Origin of the sequence: Candidatus Palauibacter sp., from assembly GCF_965213655.1 — a bacterium.
Lineage (GTDB): Bacteria > Gemmatimonadota > Gemmatimonadetes > Palauibacterales > Palauibacteraceae > Palauibacter.
In genome coordinates, this window is sequence record NZ_CBDBZT010000003.1 from 2673090 (window position 1) to 2687607 (window position 14518).

Annotated in this window: 13 protein-coding genes; 7 read left to right on the plus strand and 6 right to left on the minus strand. The window is 68.1% G+C overall.

Features of this window, described 5'->3' with window-relative positions; genetic code table 11:
* Window positions 1-129 precede the first annotated feature (129 nt).
* Window positions 130-1101 carry a hypothetical protein gene (locus tag ACOOGH_RS13985; RefSeq protein WP_420449499.1) on the minus strand — a complete coding sequence of 324 codons (972 nt, stop codon included), beginning with the start codon at window positions 1099-1101 and terminating at the stop codon, window positions 130-132.
* A gap of 151 nt (window positions 1102-1252) precedes the next feature.
* On the opposite strand from ACOOGH_RS13985, the gene ACOOGH_RS13990 reads away from it, so the two are divergent.
* From ACOOGH_RS13990 to ACOOGH_RS14020, 7 genes are all read left to right on the plus strand, one after another.
* Window positions 1253-1540: a DUF4342 domain-containing protein gene (locus ACOOGH_RS13990; protein WP_420449500.1), complete on the plus strand. Its 288-nt coding sequence runs from the start codon at window positions 1253-1255 to the stop codon at window positions 1538-1540.
* Window positions 1541-1631: 91 nt separating this feature from the next.
* A complete protein-coding gene (locus ACOOGH_RS13995; protein WP_420449501.1) occupies window positions 1632-3353 on the plus strand; it encodes an insulinase family protein in 1722 nt (573 codons plus the stop codon).
* A gap of 3 nt (window positions 3354-3356) precedes the next feature.
* The gene (locus ACOOGH_RS14000) at window positions 3357-4493 is read left to right on the plus strand and encodes a M16 family metallopeptidase (RefSeq protein WP_420450136.1); all 1137 of its coding nucleotides are present in this window, start codon (window positions 3357-3359) and stop codon (window positions 4491-4493) included.
* Window positions 4494-4548: 55 nt separating this feature from the next.
* The gene (locus tag ACOOGH_RS14005) at window positions 4549-6177 is read left to right on the plus strand and encodes a M28 family metallopeptidase (protein WP_420450137.1); all 1629 of its coding nucleotides are present in this window, start codon (window positions 4549-4551) and stop codon (window positions 6175-6177) included.
* A gap of 34 nt (window positions 6178-6211) precedes the next feature.
* Window positions 6212-6670, plus strand: a complete 459-nt coding sequence (locus ACOOGH_RS14010) for a hypothetical protein (protein ID WP_420449502.1) — start codon at window positions 6212-6214, stop codon at window positions 6668-6670.
* The gene (locus ACOOGH_RS14015) at window positions 6655-8877 is read left to right on the plus strand and encodes a TonB-dependent receptor (protein WP_420449503.1); all 2223 of its coding nucleotides are present in this window, start codon (window positions 6655-6657) and stop codon (window positions 8875-8877) included. Before ACOOGH_RS14010 ends, ACOOGH_RS14015 begins: the two co-directional genes overlap by 16 nt.
* Before the next feature lie 7 nt (window positions 8878-8884).
* Window positions 8885-11050, plus strand: a complete 2166-nt coding sequence (locus ACOOGH_RS14020; protein WP_420449504.1) for a PQQ-dependent dehydrogenase, methanol/ethanol family — start codon at window positions 8885-8887, stop codon at window positions 11048-11050.
* A gap of 3 nt (window positions 11051-11053) precedes the next feature.
* Here the strand turns inward: ACOOGH_RS14020 and ACOOGH_RS14025 are convergent, their stop codons facing one another.
* The 5 genes from ACOOGH_RS14025 to ACOOGH_RS14045 form a co-directional block, all read right to left on the minus strand.
* The gene (locus tag ACOOGH_RS14025; RefSeq protein WP_420449505.1) at window positions 11054-11470 is read right to left on the minus strand and encodes a DUF6941 family protein; all 417 of its coding nucleotides are present in this window, start codon (window positions 11468-11470) and stop codon (window positions 11054-11056) included.
* 92 nt (window positions 11471-11562) lie between these two features.
* Window positions 11563-12231, minus strand: coding sequence for a zf-TFIIB domain-containing protein (locus ACOOGH_RS14030; protein ID WP_420449506.1), 669 nt, complete (start codon window positions 12229-12231; stop codon window positions 11563-11565).
* A gap of 16 nt (window positions 12232-12247) precedes the next feature.
* Entirely contained in the window at window positions 12248-12697 is a 450-nt protein-coding gene (locus ACOOGH_RS14035; protein WP_420449507.1) for a hypothetical protein, read from the minus strand.
* 21 nt (window positions 12698-12718) lie between these two features.
* Complete coding sequence (locus ACOOGH_RS14040; RefSeq protein ID WP_420449508.1) at window positions 12719-14212, minus strand: sodium:solute symporter family protein; 1494 nt, start codon at window positions 14210-14212, stop codon at window positions 12719-12721.
* The gene (locus ACOOGH_RS14045; protein WP_419939146.1) at window positions 14212-14436 is read right to left on the minus strand and encodes a hypothetical protein; all 225 of its coding nucleotides are present in this window, start codon (window positions 14434-14436) and stop codon (window positions 14212-14214) included. Before ACOOGH_RS14045 ends, ACOOGH_RS14040 begins: the two co-directional genes overlap by 1 nt.
* Window positions 14437-14518: the final 82 nt, after the last annotated feature.

Sequence of the window (14518 nt, forward strand, 5' to 3'; positions counted from 1 at the left end):
CAGCCCCGAACCCGCGGGCCCACCCACGAGGGTTCGCCTGGGCCCCACCCCCCCAGTCAGGGGATGGGACGCGTCGCCCCACCGAAACGTTGGAATCCGGGAGAAAGTTTCCCCGGCGGCCCGCGTCCGCTACGCGCCGCCCTCGAGGCGGGCGATGTCGGCTTCGGACGCGATATAACCGAAGCCCGCCCAGCCCGAACCTTCGAGAATGCGTCGGTACATCTCCGCCGCCTGCGCCTCGCGGCCGTTGTAGAGGTGCCAGGTCGCGACCCCGTACGCGACCGCCACGCCCGCCGGGTCCCCGCTCTCGGGGTCCCACAGTTCGTCGGCCGTGAGCTCCCCCTTGTACATGAGGAGAAGCCGGTGATAGCTGGTGTTCTCGATCACATCGAGATCGGCCGTCACCGGTTCGAGGACCGTTGCCGCCTCGGCGTCGCGGCCGAGCCGACGGAGCGCCATGTACCACCAGTGCGAGATCGCCACGAGCTGGTCGGGGTTCGTCGTCACCGCCAGGTACGCCTCGTAGGACGGCAGCGCGCCCTCAAAGTCGCCCTTCAGGTAGCGGGCCAGCGCGAGGTGGTAGTGGATGTTCGACTGAAGCGTGCTCGTGGGGATCCCCCGCTCGTTGGGCTGGCCGTCCGGCTCCACCTCATCCTCCTCGCCCCGGACCAGGTCGGCCGCGTGCGAAAGGTCCTCGATCGCCCGGTCGAACTCGCGCACGCTGATCCACCGGTGCCCCCGGTGGCGGTACATGCGGGCATCGCCCGGGTGCTTCTCGATCCCCTCCGAGAAGATCTCGATCGCGTGACGGAAGGCCCCCGTGTACCCGACGCGCCGGCCGAGCCAGATGATCGCGTCGGCGTCATCCGGGTCTGCGTCGTAGTCCGCCCGGGCGACCTCGATGTCGCGCGCCTGCTGCGCCGCCACCTCCGCCGGGGCGGGAGACGGATAGAGAGGTTCGCCGAGAAGGGAGATCGCCTCCGCCCCCTCCGGGAGCGTCTCCGCCCCTCCGGAAGTTCCCGCCTCGTCCGCCGCCTCCCCGCAGGCCGCGAGGCCGAGGGCGAGCAGGAGAGCGCCGAGTTTCATTCGATTGCGTTTCATGACGTTCCTCGGGAAAGGGGTTTCCGCGCGCCGCAAAACCCGCGCAGGATTCCGAGCGTACGGTCTGGACAGCTCGCGGCAATAGCCCTGCCGGATTCGAGCGGAGATCCAACATCAAGCAAACTCGCGCGTTCGCCGCAAGGGAGATGACATGGCCGAAGAACACAGAGTGCCGGGCGAGAACCTCGTCCGGAAGATCAAGGAGATCATCCGCGAGGGGAATGTTCGCCGTCTCACGATCCGGAACGAGGACGGCAAGGAACTCATCGAGGTGCCGCTCTCCATCGGTGTCGTGGGCACGCTGATGCTGCCCGCCTGGGCGGCGATCGGCGCCATCGCAGCGCTCGTCACGAACTGCTCCATCGTCGTGGAGCGCGACGGCGCCGAGGGGGAAGGGGACCGGCACCCGGTACCCACAGACAGCGAAGACAGCGAATAGAGCGGAGGGGCCGCCGCCGGAGACGCGGCGTCTGGCGTCCCCGGCACGCAACGCGTCGATTTGACGGCCTACTCGAATAGAGGCATCGCTCATGTCCAATCCCCGTCAGATCCGCCGCTTCCGGTTCGTCGCCCTCGGCTTCGCCACGGTCCTCGCCGCCTGCTCCACCGGTGGCGGCGGCTTTACGATCGACTACGAGAAGTACGAACTGCCCAACGGGCTCGACGTGGTCCTGCACGTGGATCGCTCCGATCCGATCGCCGCCGTCGCGATGACCTTCCACGTCGGCTCGTCACGTGAGGTCCCCGGCAAGACCGGCTTCGCGCATCTCTTCGAGCACCTCTTCTTCCTCGATTCCGAGAACCTCGGCCCCGGCGGCCTCGACCGTCTCATGACGCGCGTGGGAAGCTCGACGAACGGATCCACGAGCCGCGACCGAACGAACTACTTCGAGGTCGTGCCGAGCGACGCGCTCGAGAAGGCGCTGTGGGCGGAGGCGGACAAGCTCGGCTTCTTCATCAACACCGTGACCGAGGACGTCGTCGCGAAGGAAAAGCAGGTCGTCAAGAACGAGAAGCGCCAGTCGGTCGACAACCGCCCCTACGGCCACTCGAGCTTCGTCCTCGACCAAGCAATGTATCCCGAGGGACACCCGTACCGGTGGCAGGTCATCGGCTCGCTGGAGGATCTCGACGGCGCGACGCTCGCCGACACGAAGGACTTCCACTCGAAGTGGTACGGGCCGAACAACGCCACCCTCGTCGTCGCCGGCGACATCGATGTAGCGCGGACGAAGGAATGGATCGAGCGCTACTTCGGCGAGATCCCGTCGCGACCCATGCCGGACCGCGCGCCGCTCCCCGACGTCACGCTGGAGGATGCGGAGCGGTTCGTGCACGAAGACAACTTCGCGCAGCTTCCGCAGCTCACGCTCGCGTGGCCCACCGTCCCTCTCTATCACCCGGACGCCTACCCGCTCTCGCTGCTCGCCACGCTCCTGACGGACGGGAAGACCGCGCCCTTCTACGAGGTGATCGTGGAAGAGGAGAAGCTCGCGCCCTCGGCGAACATGTTCGCCTTCCATCAGGAACTCGCCGGCCAGATGCGGCTCACGATCCGCGCCTTCCGCGATACCGACCTCGATGCGGTGCACGCGGGGGTGGACCAGGCCTTCGCGCGCTTCGAGGAGGAGGGCGTGCCGGCCGCGGATCTGGAGCGCGTGAAGGCGGGGTACGAGACCTCCTTCTACGGCGGGCTCTCCAGCGTGCTGGGCAAGGCGTTCCAGCTCGCCCAGTACAACATCTTCGCGGGCGATCCCGGATATGTCGCGGAGGATATCGAACGCATTCTCGCGGTGACGGAGGCTGATGTCCTGCGCGTGTACGAGACGTATCTCGCGGGTCGGCCTTCCATCGCGAGCAGCTTCGTCCCGCGCGGACGGCCGGAGCTGGCGCTCGAGGGCTCGGTCCGAGCCACGGTGGTGGAGGAACCCATCGTTCTCGGCGCCGAGGCGCCGGTCGCGATCGACGACCGGAGCGATATTCCGCGCACCCCATCGGAGATCGACCGCTCGGTGGAGCCCGGGTTCGGGCCGCCCCCCAGCCTCTCGGCACCGACCGTGTTCACGGAGTCACTGACCAACGGGGTCTCCGTGAAGGGGATCGAAGACCGGGAGACCCCGCTGGTCCAGTTCGAACTGCGGCTGGCCGGCGGGCTCCTGCTCGAAGATCCGGCCCGCGTCGGCGCGGCGAACCTCCTCGCGCAGATCATGACAGAGGGGACCGCGAGCCGCACGCCGGAGGAACTGGAGTAGGCGATCGACGCCCTCGGCGCTTCGATCTCCGTCTCATCGGGCCGTGAGAGCTTCGTCATCCGGGGGTCGAGTCTGAACCGCAACTTTCCGGAGATGATGGCGCTCGTCGAGGAGATCCTCCTCGAGCCCCGCTTCGACCCCGAGGAGTTCGATCTCGCCCGCGACCGCGTTCGGAACCAGCTGCGTCAGGCCTCGTCGTCTCCCGTCTCGATCGCGGGTGACGTCATGACTCGGCTCCTCTATGGAGACCACATCCTGGGCAGCAACGCCCGCGGTAGCGTGGAGGGGGTCGAAGCCCTGACGCTCGATGACGCGCGGGAGTACTACGAGCGCGTGCTGACGCCGGGCCGGGCGTCCGTGCACGTCGCCGGTGCGGTGGCCCCGGGGGAAGTTCTGGCGGCGCTGGAAGGGATCGGCGCCCGCTGGGGCGGCGAGGCGCCCGCGTTGCCGGACGCCCCGGAGGCCCAGGCCGCGGCGCCGGGACTCTATTTCGTCGATGTACCGAACGCGAGCCAGTCCGTCCTTCAGGTGGGGTACCTCGCGCTCGCCGAGACGGACCCGGAGTTCTGGCCGGCCCAGATTGCGAACTTCCGGCTCGGAGGAGGCGGCTTCGCGTCGGACCTCACGCAGATCCTGCGTGAGGGGAAGGGCTACACCTACGGGGCCGGCTCCGGGTTCCGGGGCACGAATCTGCGGGGTCCCTTCCTCATCTCATCCTCCGTGCGCTCCAACGTGACGTACGAATCGCTCGAGATCATCCGCGATCTGCTGGACAGCTACGGGCCCGAGTTCGACGAAGAGGACCTTGCGGCCACGAAGAGCTTCCTCCTCAAGACCAACGCGCGGGCGTTCGAGACGCTCGGGAACAAGCTCGGCATCCTGGCCGACATGAGCGCGTACGGCTTCCCGCCGGACTACCTGCTGCGGCGCGAGGGCGTGGTTCAGGAGATGACGGTCGAACGGATCCGCGAAATCGCGGACGCTCACCTGGACCGCGGGCGTTTCATCTGGCTCGTGGTCGGCGACGCCGCCACGCAACTGGACCGGCTGTCCGCGCTCGGCATCGGCGAGCCCGTTCTCCTCGATCGCTCCGCCGCTCCCGCCGCAGCGCCGGGAGCGGGAGGCGGAGATGGGCAATGAGCGCGGTACGTGGCGGGGAGTGCCCGTTCGTGAGGCCGTCTGCGGGGGTCTGCTGATGCTCTCCGGGGCGTGCGCGCCGGACGCCGCGCCCCCCGCGGAGGCGGTGCGGGGGATCGAGGACGCCGGGCTGCGGGAGCACATCGCGGTCCTCGCCTCGGACGAGTTCGAGGGGCGTGCCCCCGTCTCCCGCGGCGAGGAACTGACGATCGCGTATATCTCCGAGGCGTTCGAGGCTGCGGGGCTCGAGCCCGGGAACGCCGGGGCCTGGCTGCAGGAGGTTCCCCTGGTGTCGATCACCGCCGACCCCGGGATGCGGCTCGCCATCGCCGGAGAAGGGCGCGACACGCCGCACGAGTACGGCACGGAGATGATGGCTTGGACGAAGCGCGTCATCGACCGCAGCGGGCTGCAGAGTTCCGAGCTGGTCTTTGTCGGGTACGGCGTCGTGGCGCCCGAGTACGGTTGGGACGACTACGCCGGGATCGACGTGACCGGGAAGACGGTCGTCATGCTGGTGAACGATCCGGGCTACGCGACGGGCGACCCCGCGCGCTTCAACGGCCGGGCGATGACGTACTACGGCCGGTGGACGTACAAGTTCGAGGAGGCCGGTCGGCAGGGGGCGGCCGGAGCTTTCATCATCCACGAGACGGAGGCGGCGGGCTACCCGTGGGAGGTCGTCACCAGCAGTTGGTCCGGCCCGCAGTTCACCCTCGTCGCCGAGGACGCGAACCTGTCGCGGCCCGCCGTCGAGGGCTGGCTGACGCACGATGCCGCGGCGGTGCTGTTCGAGCGCGCGGGGCTTGACCTCGCAGCCCTGCGTTCCGACGCGGCAAGAGAAGATTTCCGGGCGGTATCCCTGGGGCTGACCGCGAGTCTGGAGATCCGCAACACCATCGAGCGCTCGACATCGCACAACGTCGTCGGCCGGCTCGCGGGATCGCACCGCGCGGATGAAGCGGTCGTCTACATGGCGCACTGGGACCATCTCGGGAAGGACGAGACGCTGGACGGCGACCGCATCTACAACGGGGCACTCGACAACGCGACCGGCGTCGCGGGCCTCATCGAGATCGCCGCGGCCTTCGGCGGCCTCGAGCGCCCGCCCGCCCGCACCATCCTGTTCCTCGCCGTCACCGCCGAGGAACAGGGCCTCCTCGGTTCGGACCACTACGGCGAACGGCCGGTCCATCCGCTCGACCGGACGATTGCGGCCATCAACATGGACGGCCTGAACACGGCGGGGCCGATGAACGACATCACGGTGGTCGGTCTCCGCAACTCCGATCTGGACGTGTACCTTGAAGCGGTCGTCTCGGCGGCAGATCGCGTGATACGCGCGGACCCGGAGCCCGAAAAGGGCTTTTTCTATCGCTCCGATCACTTCAACTTTGCGAAGCGGGGCGTGCCGGCCCTGTACACCGACGCCGGAATCGACCATGTAACTGAAGGGGAGACGTACGGTCGCCGGATGCGCGAGGAGTACACGGCGGAACGGTATCACAAGCCGACGGACGAGTACGATCCGTCCTGGGACCTGAACGGCGCCGTGGACGACTTGAGGCTGTTGTTCGAGATGGGCTACCGGCTGGCCCAGGGTGCCGAGTGGCCCAACTGGCGCGAGGGGAACGAGTTTCGTGCCGCACGTGAGCGAATGATGGAAGGAGCGGGTGGGGGCGACTGACCCCGGCCGCGGCATTCAACGAACCGGAGGATCCATGAAGAAGCGTCTGTTCATGTTGTTTGTGCCGATGGTCGTCGCCACGCTTGTCGCGGGCTGCGGCGGTGACGACACGATGGAACCGGAGCCGCCCGCCGAGGGGCCGCCCAACCTGACCGGGACGTATACGCTCGTCTCCCTCTCGTCTCCGCTCACGGGCGGACTCACGGTGACGCCACCGCTCGTCAACGGGATGTTCACGTTGACCCAGACATCCACCAGCGGCGATGAGGCGAGCGGCACCCTGAGCCTCAACCTCATGTATCCGGATGGAGCCGGCGGCTTGGCGACCCTGATGGATGAGGGCACCTTCGTGATTCGGACCGACGGATCATGGGAGCAGACCGGGGCCCTTCAGCAGGCCGTGGGTACCTATTCGGTCGCGGGCACCGCGCTCACCGTGGTGGTCTCGCAGCCCCCCACCGCCGCGGGGACAACCGTTTGGCAGCGGCAGTAGCGGTCGGTATCCGCCGACGTCTCACGGCAGGCGCCGCGCTCGTCTTCTTCTACACGCGCGCGGTGTTCGCCTCCTTCTACGCGCGGGCGGCGCTCGCCTCCTTCTACGCGAGCGCCCCGCTCGCCGCCCAGGCTCAGGACGAATTCGTGCGAGGCCGCGTCCTGGACGCGGAGACGGGCGCCCCGCTCGCGGGGGCCACCGTCTTCATCCGAAACACCCCGTTGACGGCGACGACGAGGGCCGACGGCGGCTTCGCGATCGTCTCACCGTCCGATGGCCCGTACACGCTCGTCGTGGTCGCGGACGGCTTTCGGGTTGCTGAACGGGAACTGCAGGCCGATCCCTCGGGCGAAATCCGTTTCGTGCTGGACCGCCGGATGTTCGACGTTCCAGAGTTGACCGTGACCGCGAACCGCTCCGCGGCCCGCCCGGGGGAGGCTCCGGTGAGCGTCGCGGTCATGAGCGGCGACGAACTCGACACGCGCAACATCGTGACCCTTGACGAAGCGCTCCCCTTCGCGCAGGGGGTGATCTTCAACTCCGGCCAGATGGACATCCGCGGCGCCACCGGACTGGCGCGAGGGGTCGGAAGCCGCGTCCTCATGCTCCTCGACGGCCACCGCGTCCTCTCGGGCGTCGGCGCCTCGATCGATTTCAGCGGTCTCCCCGTCCTGGACGTGGACCAGATCGAGATCGTGAAGGGCCCGCATTCCACGCTGTGGGGGACGAACGCCCTGGGCGGCGTCGTGAACGTGATCACGAAACGTCCACCGGCCGAGCCCCAGACCATCGTGCGCGGGTACTTCGGCCTCTACGACACTCCGGCCCGACATTCGTTCACGGAGGAGAGGCTGAGCAGGGAAGGGATCGCGCTCCAGCATTCCCGCCGCCTCGGCGATGTCGGCACCACGCTGTACCTGGCGCGTGAGGAATCGGACGGGTTCCGGCAGAACGGCGCGCTCGAGCGCTGGCGGCTGCGGTTCAAGACCGTATTCCCGGCGGAGTCCTCCAATCCCTGGGAGATCTTCGTCAACTGGACGCGCAGGGATGAGGAGGAATTCTTCACGTGGCTGTCGGCGGACCGACCGCTGGAGGTCGATCCGGCCGAACTCGGCGACTGGATCCAGACGGACGACGTCGTCCTCGGCGTGACGGCCAATCCGATCGTCACGCCGAAGCACCGCGTGCAGGTGCGGCCGCACGTCTATCACGCGCGGGGCCAGAACTATTTCCACGACAACGAGGATTTCCACCGCTCAACGAGGGTCGGTACCGATATTCAGTGGTCCCTCTTCCCGAACCGGTCGCATTCGCTGACGATCGGTGGAGAAGGCGCCCTGACTGGCGTGAGCTCCAATTTCCTCGACCCGACGCCCGAGGTGACGGACCTCGCGGTGTTCGCACAGGACGAGATCACTTTCTCGGACCGGGTTCGCGGCTCGGTGGGCGTGAGGCTGGACTACCACGAGGCCACGGCGGCGATGAAGGATGTCGTGCTCAACCCGAAGCTCGGCGTCGTCTACCAGGCGAGCGAACGGGTGAGCCTCCGAGGATCCTTCAGCCGAGGCTACAGGTCGCCCAGCGTGTCCGAGCAGTTCACGTCGACGACGCAGTTCGGCTTCCGCGTCGTCCCGAATCTCGAGTTGAGGGGAGAGTCCGCCTGGGCGCGCGAGATCGGGACGACGGTGAACCTCAGCGACCGGGTCTGGTTCGACGCGGGGTTGTTCTGGAGCGACTACACCGATCTCATCGAGCCCACTGCGGCCCCGGACCAGTTCTTCACCTTCCAGTTCCGCAACGTCTCGGAAGCGATGGTGCGGGGAGTGGACGCGGGCCTGCGGGTCGGCGTGATACCGAATCGGCTGGACCTCAACACGAGCTACACGTTCCTCGACACCGAGGACCATGTGACCGGACGCGAGCTCCCCTACCGGTCGCGGCACAATTTCACCGCGACGGCCTCCGGCTGGAGGGGCGCGGTCGCCGTCGACTTCCGCTACCGGAGCCGGGTGGAGCAGGTGCTCGCCTTCCCGCTCGACGAGCGTAACGGGATCACCCTCGTCGACCTTCGCGTGGGCGGCCGGATTCTGGGGACCCGCGTACAGGCGAAGATCGAGAATCTGCTCCAGACGACGTACGTGGATGTCCAGGAGCGGAGTCCGGGACAGAGCCGAAGCTTCCGCCTCACCGTAACCCCCCGCTTCTAGAACGCCCTTGATTCGCCGCAAGCCGGGTGCCCGGCTGCCGGCCGGCGCACTGCTCGCCGTCTGCGCGGTGGCGGCCTGCGAGACTTCGCCGCCGGGACACGCCGCCGGAGCTGTCGACCGTGACCGGCTGCTTGCGACGGATACGGTCCCCGCCGAGTGGCTCACTTCCGGCCGCGACTTCGGGGAAACCCGCTATTCCCCGCTCGGGCGCATTCACGTCATGAACGCGGCCGCTGTGGGTCTCGCCTGGGAGTACGAGTGGCGGTCGCACGTCGGCTCCGTGCATTGGGGGCTGGAGGCCACGCCCGTCGTTGTCGACGGCGTCATGTACTCGCCCGGACCGTGGGGCAGCGTCGCGGCGCTCGACGCGGCGACGGGAGAACTCGTGTGGCGCTACGATCCGCAGGTAGACCCAAGCTATACCAGAAAGGGTTGCTGCGGTCCCATCAATCGCGGCCTGGAGGTGTGGGAGGGGCGCGTCTACATCGGCACCTTCGACGGCTGGCTGGTCGCGCTCGACGCGACAACGGGCGAGGAGATCTGGCGCGCCGACACCTTCATCGACCGGTCGCTCTCCTACACGAGCACCGGCTCGCCGCAGATCGCCGGCGATGTCGTCGTCCTGGGCAACGCCGGCGGGGACTTCGGCGTGCGCGGGTACATCACCGCCTACGACCTCGAGACGGGCGAGGAGGCGTGGCGCTTCTTCACGGTGCCCGCCGATCCTGCGCACGGCTTCGAACACCCGGAGATGGAGGTGGCCGCGGCGACATGGGACCCGGACGCGGCCTGGGAGGGAGGCCTCGGGGGCACCGTCTGGGGGGAGATGGCCTACGACCCCGTGCTCGATCTGCTGTACGTGGGCACGGGAAACTCCTACCCCTATCCGATCTGGCACCGGAGCCCGGCGGGGGGCGACAACCTCTACCTCGTCTCCATCCTCGCGATCGATCCGAAGACCGGACGCCTCGTCTGGCACTACCAGACCGTGCCGGGGGAGATCTGGGACTACACCGCGACGCAGAACATCATCCTGAGCACGCTCATGATCGGCGGTGAGCCGCGCGAGGTCCTGCTCCAGGCCCCCAAGAACGGCTTCTTCTACGTGCTCGACCGCGCCACGGGCGAACTGTTGCAGGCGGAGAACTTCGTGACGGTCACCTGGGCGCACGGGATCGATCTCGAGACGGGTCGACCGATCCCGAACTCCGCCGCGGACTACCGCGACGAGCCGCGAGTCGTCTTCCCCTCCTCCGCGGGCGGACACAATTGGCAGCCGATGTCGTTCAATCCCGAGACGGGCATCGCCTACATCCCCGCCCGCGAACAGGCCATGCTGTGGCGTTCGCTGGACGAGTTCGACCATCGCCCCCAGGTCGCATACGAAGGCTTCACGGCCTCCTGGCCTCCGTTCCCGGAGGAGTTCGCGCACCTCGCCGAGGGGCTCCCGGACATCGGACCGAACGAGTTTCTCCTCGCGTGGGACGCCGCCGCGGGCCGCGAGTTGTGGCGTGTTCCGCGGGGCAGCATGTGGAACGGCGGCACGCTCGTGACGGGCGGCAACCTCGTCATCCAGGGCACGGCCACGGGTACGCTCGACTTCCAGCAGGCCGACACCGGCGACCGCATCCACAGCATCCATCTCGGCAGCGGCGTAATGGCGGGGCCCATGACGTACGAGGTCGACGGCGTGCAGTACATCGCGGTCATGGCCGGCTACGGCGGGCCGCGGGGGTCGGCCTATCCGCTCGGCTCGGCGCCGTACGACTACGAGAGCACGGGACGCCTGCTCGTGTTCCGGCTCGACGGTGGGGAGGTGCCGCTACCTCCCGCGCAGATCACGCCCGCGACGCCGGAACCGCCGGATCTCGCGCTCGACGCGGCTCGCGTCCAACTGGGAGCGGAACTCTTCGGCGTCCACTGCAGCATCTGCCACCGGGCCTCGGACGAGCACCTCTCCGCCTATCCCGATCTCCGCAGGATGGATGGCGGCGCGTGGGAGAGCTTCGACGCCGTGGTCCTGGGTGGCGCGCTGGCCGCCAACGGCATGGCCGCTTTCGGCGACCTCCTCTCGATGGAGGACGCGACCGCGATCCGGCACTTCCTCACGAGCGAGCAGCGGCGCCTGTGGGAGTCGGAGTCGGCCGCCGGCGCGGCCCCGGAAGGCCGCTGACGCTCAACTCCCGGGCGGCGGCACTCGCTGTTCGGCCGGCGAGACCTCCAGTTCCACCGTTCGCTTCAGATCCCGGTTGATGAAGATCGGAAACGTGTACCCGCCGAACTTCTGAAACGTCAGGTTGTTGATGCCCACGACGTGATTGAAGGTGGCCGCCTTCCCCGGCGGGGCCTGGACGGAGAACCCGCCCGTCACCTTGAACAGTTCCTGTCCATCCTCGTCCATGCACCGGATTTCCAGTTCGTGCTGCCGGTCGGTTTCGGACGGCTCCGCCCGGATCCTGAGGACCAGTTGCATGGACGGATGGGCCACCGGCATGGCTCCGGCGTAGAGCGTGTCGAACAGGCCCATGAGGTTGAGCTTGCCGTCGCTCGACGTATTGGCGGCGTCGGCCAGTGTGGCCAGCACGATTTCCATTCGGCGGTTCTCCAGGGGGAGTACAGGTGCAAGTGGTCTGAGTAGGCTCGAAGTGTAACGGTTGGGGCGTCGTGGCGAATCCGGAAAGGGCGTCAGCCGAAGATGCCGCCCACGATCTCGAGGATCGCCTCGAACACGCTTGCGGCGGCATCGCCGACGGCGTCGAGTGCGGCCGGCGCCACTTCCGCCGCGGCCGCCACGGCGTGACCCGCCACGTGCGCGCCCACGAAGACGAGTTCCGGCGCCCAGAAGAGCGTCTCGAACAGGACATCGGCTCCGGTCCCCGCCGTGCGCGCGACGGCTCCGTCGCGTCCCCGCCTCGCGACGAGCCGGTCCCTCTCCATCTCCCAGATCGCCTCGAGTTCGTGGTGGTCGAACCACACGCCCTTGCACCGTTTGCACACATCGAGCGTGAGCGTGGACTGGCTCACCTGCAGCATCCGCGTGTCGCAGGCCGGGCAGTTCAGCTTCGTCTTCGCCCCACACGCGCCGCATTTCGGCGCGTCGCGGTCCACGAACGCGCGGCACGTATGGCACTGGGCCCGGTGCCGCTCCTCCCGCGCCGGAATCTGTGCCCACAGCGACTCCGGCCGTTCGGAACGAAGGCGCTGCACCTCGCCCAACTCGAACCACATCCCGCCGCAGCGGGCGCAGTGGTCGAGCGTCAGCGCGCCCGAGGCGTCTCCGGCCCGGCCCCCCAGAGACGTCTTCTCCATCTTGACCCCGAGACAGACGGGGCACGGCCAGCGCGTCTCGCTCACGACAACGGCCCTCTCCTCACGGCTCCAGCAGCCCGCGCGCGGTTTCCTTCTCCGAGAGATGCCGCACGTCGTGGAAGGTGTACACGAGCAGGCCCGAATCGGTGATCTCGATGTCGGCCATTTCCCGCGCCATCAGTTCGTTCAGAAGCTCCTCGGCCAGCGTCGTCGGCACCGCCAGTTCCCCCGCGACCTCGACCGACGTCAGCCGCCCGCCGTGGCGCCCCGCCATCTTCAGGATCTCGGCCTCGAAGGTGTCGCGGCGGAGTTCTTCCCGCCGGCCTTCGATGCGGCGTCCGACCCCGAAGTGGCGCGCAAGGAGAAAGCCGCCGCCCGCAGCTGGCAGTCCGGCCGCGATGAAGAGCGCGAACAGCGTCCTCAGGGCGAACGGATCGCTCGTGCGAAGGAACCCCCAGAAAACGAACAATGCGAGCGCGAGGAGAGCGACGCCTCCCACGAGTTTGCCCACAGCGTCAGCCCCGGGTCGCGCTCACGCGGGGTCGCCCTCGTACACGAAGCGTTCGACCGCGCCATGGATCCGCGACACGGTCACGTCGCTGGGCGGGAGCGTGAACCGACTCACGACCCACGTCACGAGGAAGTTCACCAGCAGTCCCCACACCCCGCCGTGCAGGCCCAGAGGGTGGGGCACGAGGATGAGCGTGAGGCACAGCGTGACGAGCCCGGCCCCGATGCCCGCGATCACCCCGGTCTTCGTCGTCAGGCGCCGGCTCGGGAAGCAGACGCCGAGGATCGCCGGCATCAGTTGCAGCGCCCCCGAACCCGAGAGAGCCACGAGTTGCACGAGCAGATCGAACGTGCTCACGGAGAGGAAGTAGCCGACCGCCAGAAGGGCCACGACGATGAGCCGGCCGATGAAGATGTAGTGATTCTGGCTCGCGCCCGTTCGAATGTAGCGCTGGTACACATCGCGCGTCAGCACCGTCATGTTCGCGTGCAGCATCGAGTCGAGCGTGGACATCGCCGCCGCCGTCGCGCCGGCCAGGATCGCACCCGTAAGCCAGGGCGGGGCGTACGCGAAGAGCATCTCCGGGAAGATCCGGTCCGGGATCGCGATGTCCGGCATCACGAGCGCGCCGCCCAGCCCGACGAGCGCCGCCGGGATGTAGAGCGTCATGAGATAGATCGGCGTCGTGGCGCCCAGCAGCTTGATCGTGCGGGCCGAGACCGCCGTGTAGTAGCGGATGAGGAGGTGCGGCTGGAAGATGATCCCGAACGAGAGCACGACGATCATCCCGAACCACATCCCCGGCGTGAAGAAGCCCTCCGGCCCCGGAAGCGTGAGGAGATCGGGGCGCTGCACCCCGACCTGCCGCCACAACTCGAACGGCCCGCCGAAGAGCTTGAAGGCGAGCACGAGGGCGCCGGCCCACACGGCGATGTACATCCACACGCCCTGGATCACGTCCGTCCAGTAGACCGCCCGCAGACCCCCCGCGATGAGGTAGCCCGCGGCGACCACGAGCAGGATCAGCGTCCCCAGTTCGAACGAGATCCGGTCGCCGGACGCGACCGAGAGGATGTAGCCCAGCCCCACCGCCTGGACCTGGATGTAGAGGATGGTGAACAGGACCGACACGATGGCGGTCACGATTCGCACCGCATCCGACTCGTAGAAGTCCGCCAGCAGGTCGGCCGGCGTGATGTAGCCGAACGTCTTCCCCAGCGCCCAGATCCGGCTCCCGAGCACGTAGGTGATCGCCCCGACGAGCACCGTCCACGCGCCCGCCGCCCAGAACCCGATTCCGTGCGTGTAGAAGAAACCGCCCGAACCGAGGAATGCGAACGCGGAATGGTAGGTGGCGACGACCGTGAGATAGAGGACGATGAACCCGGCCTTGCGTCCGTAGAGGAGGAAGTCCTCCAGGTCCACGGACATGCGCCGGTTCGCGATCGCCCCCAGCACGATGGTGGCCACGAGATAGACGAAGATGAGACCGGTCGCGACGACCCAGGCCTCCATCAGAGCCCCCGCCTCTGCACCCGGATCAGAACGCCGATGAGGAGGACGTAGAAGACGAGCAGGTACACGTAGAGGAAGGGCATGCCCCCGATCCACGGCTCGACGCGGTTGCCGAGCCAGTACACGAGCGGTGGCTGCGTGAACGCGAACAGAACAAGGAAGAGGACGACGAGCCGGCGGCCCGTCGGCGTTCGCGGCAGGAAGTGGGAACGAAAGCGTGTCATGCCGTCAAGCTAGTCGGACCTCAGCGCCAGCGGCCAGCCGTCCCACCCGGCTCCGGCCGCGCCGGGCTCGGCGGTCGGGCCC

Coding starts and splice junctions, on each gene's coding strand:
- ACOOGH_RS14010 (WP_420449502.1), top strand. CDS start 6,212: ATGAAGAAGCGTCTGTTCATGTTGTTTGTGCCGATGGTCGTCGCCACG.
- ACOOGH_RS14045 (WP_419939146.1), bottom strand. CDS start 14,436: ATGACACGCTTTCGTTCCCACTTCCTGCCGCGAACGCCGACGGGCCGC.
- ACOOGH_RS13990 (WP_420449500.1), top strand. CDS start 1,253: ATGGCCGAAGAACACAGAGTGCCGGGCGAGAACCTCGTCCGGAAGATC.
- ACOOGH_RS13995 (WP_420449501.1), top strand. CDS start 1,632: ATGTCCAATCCCCGTCAGATCCGCCGCTTCCGGTTCGTCGCCCTCGGC.
- ACOOGH_RS14040 (WP_420449508.1), bottom strand. CDS start 14,212: ATGGAGGCCTGGGTCGTCGCGACCGGTCTCATCTTCGTCTATCTCGTG.
- ACOOGH_RS14025 (WP_420449505.1), bottom strand. CDS start 11,470: ATGGAAATCGTGCTGGCCACACTGGCCGACGCCGCCAATACGTCGAGC.
- ACOOGH_RS13985 (WP_420449499.1), bottom strand. CDS start 1,101: ATGAAACGCAATCGAATGAAACTCGGCGCTCTCCTGCTCGCCCTCGGC.
- ACOOGH_RS14005 (WP_420450137.1), top strand. CDS start 4,549: ATGCTCTCCGGGGCGTGCGCGCCGGACGCCGCGCCCCCCGCGGAGGCG.